This window comes from Nocardia sp. CC201C (assembly GCF_030010695.1).
In the GTDB taxonomy this organism is placed as follows: Bacteria; Actinomycetota; Actinomycetes; order Mycobacteriales; family Mycobacteriaceae; genus Nocardia; species Nocardia otitidiscaviarum.
Window position 1 is genome coordinate 1 of record NZ_JASCXP010000532.1, and the last position, 4,242, is coordinate 4,242.

Consider the following 4,242-nt stretch of genomic DNA (forward strand, 5'->3'; position numbering starts at 1 on the left):
CCCAGTGGCCGGAGCTGCCGCACTTCCTCGATGAGGCCGCCGCCTACGGCTGGCCCGAACCGGACCTGCTGGCGCGCGTGACCGCGCCGGTGGCGGTGATCGGCGCGGTCGACGATCCGGTGCATCCGATCGCGGTGGCGCAACAGTGGACCGCCCTGCTGCCCCACGCCGAGCTGCACCGCATCACCCTGGACGAGTTGGGCGCGGATCCGAGCGTGCTGGGCCGCCGCGGCGTCCCGGCGCTGCTGCGAACCACGGTGCGCCCCACCGCATCGGCGTAACCCATCCCACAGTCACGATGCAGGCCCACGCGTGACCGCACTCGCTACGCGACAACACGCCCACCACGCCCACGCCCGCCTGCGAATGCACCGCACGTGGACGATGGACTCCGGCGGCCACATGACCGACCTGCCACCGGAGCGGGGTGCGGCGCACTCCGGACCGCTGCGCCCCGACCCTGCACGCGAGTGGCCGAAGCCGCCCGCGGGTGCGCGGGTGCGCGGTGGACGCCCGCCGGAGGCGAGACCGATCATCCCCGGTCACGAACAGCACCGTCACCACCCGCGTGGTCCTGTCCGCCCCGGCTCTCAGCACCCGCCGATCTGGACCGGCACCTGCCCCTGCCGCTGGCGGCGACGGTGTCCTCGAGCGCCGCGGAGCGGGTCCGCTCACCGGCCCACTGTGCCCGATATCGCAATCGGCCCGCTCACCGTCGGTGAGCGGGCCGTATCACACTGTGTCCCTTATCTGTTCGGGGCCGTTCAGCCGTTCAACCCCAGCTGCTGCATGGCCGAACCCTCGGCACCGCGGCGCGGCTGGTCCGGCTCGGTCGGCGCGATCACCGGATGCTGCCCGGTGTTCATGGCCGCCATCTGCGCCGCCACCGCCTGCTGCTGCGCCGCCAGCTGCTGCTGGTGGGCGGCGGCGAGCTGATCCGCGAGCTCCTGCGGCAGCACCACCGGCAGCGGTTCGCGCACCGGCAGCGGCTCGTCGCCGCGCCGGACGATCGTCTCGCCCAGAATCGCCCGCGCCGCCGCCACCAGGGGCTGGCCCTCATCGGCCGCGCCGGAGGGACCGGCCGCGACCAGGCGAACCATCCAGCGGTGGCCGTCCACGCCGATGAAGCGCAGATCCGCGCCCTGAGTCACCGCGTGCAGCTCGCGACCCCAGGGGCCCTGTTGTACGGAGACCTGCGCGCCGTCCTTGCGCAGGGTCTCCGCCAGATCGGCCGCCACCGACCGCCACTGCCCCGGCGACTTGGGCGCCGCGTAGGCGGCGACGGTGATACGACCGTGCTGGGTGGCCAGGTGCACCGCCTGCGGGCTGCCCTCGGGGGTCATCTCCACCTGGAGCTGGCCGCCCGGCGGCACCGGCACGATCACCGAGCCGAGATCGAGGCGCTGATCGGCGACCTTCGCCAGCAACTCGGCCACGTCGTCGTAGTCGTAGGGCCCGGTGCGCTCGGCGAAGTGGGCCGCGGCATCGTCGTAGCCGCTGTCGGCCTCGTCCGCGTACTCGTCGTCGTAGTCGGCGTCCCGATAGCCGGCGTCCTGGTAGTCGGTGTCCCGATACTCGGACTCGTCGTAGTCGACGTACTCGTCGTCGAACCGCTCCTCCGGTTCTCTGTCGGAGCGCTTTCTCTTCCGTCCGAACACCATCGTCATGCCTCCTTGCCGGTCGCCACGCCCGCCCCACCGGACCCCTCGGACAGGCTCGCGTGCCCTCCGCTCGATCCGTATCCTCCCGCGCCCCGAGCGGTGTCGTCGAGCTGCTCCACCTCGACGAAGTCGACCAGCTCCACCCGCTGCACCAGCAACTGGGCGATGCGGTCACCGCGCCGGAGCTCGATGTGGGTACGCACATCATGATTGATGAGGCACACCTTGATCTCGCCGCGGTACCCGGCGTCGACCGTGCCGGGGGTGTTGACAACGGACAGACCGTGCTTGGCGGCCAATCCGGACCGCGGATGGATGAGCCCCACGGTGCCCATCGGGAGAGCGACGGCGATCCCGGTGCCGACGAGCACCCGCTCCCCGGGTTCGATGATGACGTCCTCTGTGGTGCACAGGTCCACACCCGCGTCGCCGGCGTGGGCGCGCGTGGGTACGGGGATGCCGGGATCGAGCCGCAGCAACGGAATAGGTGGAATACCGGTCACGTATGCCGAGCCTACGCGTTCCGAGCCGCACCCCTTGACCTAGTCTGGGGTCGTGTCCGACCAGCTCCCGTCACAGGTGACCATGGAACAGCAGCAGACCGCGACCCTCTACCGCGAGCGCCTCTGGGTGCCGCTGTGGTGGTGGCCGGCCGGCTTCCTCGTGGCCGGGCTGCTGGCCGCCGAAATCCACATGGGCGCACCGGGATTGCGGGCATGGCTGCCCTACGCGGTGCTGTTCCCGATAGTGGTGTGGGTGCTGCTGTGGTTTTCGCGACACCGCGTGGAGGTGACGCGCGACGCGGCCGGAGTGCCGGAACTACGTGCGGACCGGGCGCATCTGCCCGCGTCGTTCGTGGCGCGGGCGGCGGCGGTGCCCGCCAGCGCGAAGAGCGCGGCACTGGGCCGGCAGCTGGACCCGGCCGCCTATGTCCAGCATCGGGCCTGGATCGGCCCCATGGTGCTGCTGGTTCTGGACGACCCCGACGACCCGACGCCGTACTGGTTGGTCAGTACGCGTCGGCCCGACAAGGTCTTGGCAGCGCTCGGTAGATGACCCCCGTCGGCCGGGCCGCGCTGGTGGACCCGGCAGGTCGTGCGGGGCTCGGTCGAACCCCTGCCGCGTCGGGCCACGCCGAGTGGGCCCGACGAGGTCGTGCAGCGCTGGTCACAGTGGACCTGGGCTGGTCGAGCCGCGCTGCGGAACTCGACACGGTCCTGACCGCGCTCGGCCGTCCGAGCGCGGACTCCAAATTCCCCTCGCCGAACAGTGTCCGGCTCTCAGGCCGCGCAATCCATGCAGATCAGCTGGCCACCGTGCTCCTCGGCCAGTCGGCTGCGGTGGTGCACCAGGAAACAGCTCGAGCAGGTGAACTCGTCGGCCTGCTTCGGGATCACCCGGACCGAGAGCACTTCCTCGGACAGGTCCGCGCCGGGAAGCTCGAACGACTCCGCGGTGTCGGACTCGTCGATATCCACGACAGCGGACGCGGCCTCGTTGCGGCGAGCCTTCAGCTCCTCCAGCGAGTCCTCCGACACTTCGTCGGTCTCGCTGCGCCGCGGTGCGTCATAGTCGGTTGCCATGTCGTCTTCCCCTCGTCCTTACTCCGTATATCCCGGACCGACGCACATCTCACCGACCCCCTGGAGGGGAATCGGATCGGGGTGCACCGCCCCGCCCGTGGTGTACGTCACGACGCACACCGGTCACTGACCGGTCCGGACCCGGAGGATCCGTCCCTGATCGCGCTCGGTCAACGCAGGACATGCCCTTGTTGTTCCCGAAATCGCACCCCCGATTCACCTCGGATGATCCGATCTGGCCGCCAGACAATAGCGGACCCCACGACAAAAGTCGCAATCAAAACACACACGAGTCGAAACTGAGGGGCAATCGTCACCGTTGCTGAAACTCGCCGAGACCTTCCGCACCGTGAGCGAGACCTTTTCGTAGAGTGTGAGGGTGGTTTCACTGATCACTCGAGGCACCGCGACCGATTCCGAGGGCCGACCCTTCATCCGACGCCGCTGGGAACCGTGGGCGGCGCTGGTGGGTGCGCTCGCCGTGATCTGCCTGCTCGTCTGGTGGGGCGCGCTCACCCGGGACGCGCGCGACTCCGGCGCCATGAGCTGCAACTCCCCCAGCCCCGCGCAGAGCACCGACGCCCCCGCGGCGACCGAACTGGGCCAGCGGGTGTCCCCCTCGCGGCTGCGGGATGTGGAGCCGGCGGCGCTGGCCCAGACCAAGGTCCGCGTACTCAACGCCAACGGGCAGCGCGGCCAGGCCACCCATGTGGCCTCGCAGCTCAGCGATCTCGGATTCGCGCCCGCGACAGAGGCTTTCGGTAACGATACGGTGTACGTCAACGGCGATCTGGAGTGCAGCGGACAGATCCGCTACGGCGTGAACGGCCGCGCGGCCGCCGCCTCCGTGCAGTTGGTGGCCCCCTGCGCCGAACTCATCGAGGACCAGCGCACCGACGAGAGCGTGGACCTGGTGCTCGGCTCGCTGTTCCGCGACGTGCGGCCCAGCACCGACGCCGAGGAGGTGCTGCGGTCGCTGAAGAACCCCGCCCCGGGCA

At 70.4% G+C, this 4,242-nt stretch carries 5 protein-coding genes and 1 pseudogene; 3 read left to right on the forward strand and 3 right to left on the reverse strand.

The features are described 5' to 3' along the window. Positions 1–281: pseudogene (locus QK444_RS33395) on the forward strand (alpha/beta hydrolase); the annotation flags it as partial. 483 nt (positions 282–764) lie between these two features. On the opposite strand, the gene QK444_RS33400 reads toward QK444_RS33395, so the two are convergent. Next, entirely contained in the window at positions 765–1,658 is an 894-nt protein-coding gene (locus QK444_RS33400) for a DUF3710 domain-containing protein (protein ID WP_282786026.1), read from the reverse strand. Positions 1,659–1,663: 5 nt separating this feature from the next. Then, positions 1,664–2,164 (reverse strand): dUTP diphosphatase, encoded by a 501-nt coding sequence (gene dut, locus QK444_RS33405; RefSeq protein ID WP_282786024.1) that lies wholly within the window; start codon positions 2,162–2,164, stop codon positions 1,664–1,666. Between the two features lie 82 nt (positions 2,165–2,246). Here dut and QK444_RS33410 point away from each other — a divergent pair, with 82 nt between their 5' ends. Next, the gene (locus tag QK444_RS33410; protein ID WP_039815563.1) at positions 2,247–2,717 is read left to right on the forward strand and encodes a DUF3093 domain-containing protein; all 471 of its coding nucleotides are present in this window, start codon (positions 2,247–2,249) and stop codon (positions 2,715–2,717) included. A gap of 224 nt (positions 2,718–2,941) precedes the next feature. Here the strand turns inward: QK444_RS33410 and QK444_RS33415 are convergent, their stop codons facing one another. Further along, positions 2,942–3,244 (reverse strand): DUF4193 domain-containing protein, encoded by a 303-nt coding sequence (locus QK444_RS33415; RefSeq protein ID WP_029924101.1) that lies wholly within the window; start codon positions 3,242–3,244, stop codon positions 2,942–2,944. A gap of 379 nt (positions 3,245–3,623) precedes the next feature. Here QK444_RS33415 and cei point away from each other — a divergent pair. Further along, the coding region (gene cei, locus QK444_RS33420; protein WP_282786025.1) for an envelope integrity protein Cei at positions 3,624–4,242 on the forward strand (619 nt) is incomplete at its 3' end.

Coding starts and splice junctions, on each gene's coding strand:
- QK444_RS33415 (WP_029924101.1), bottom strand. CDS start 3,244: ATGGCAACCGACTATGACGCACCGCGGCGCAGCGAGACCGACGAAGTG.
- QK444_RS33410 (WP_039815563.1), top strand. CDS start 2,247: ATGGAACAGCAGCAGACCGCGACCCTCTACCGCGAGCGCCTCTGGGTG.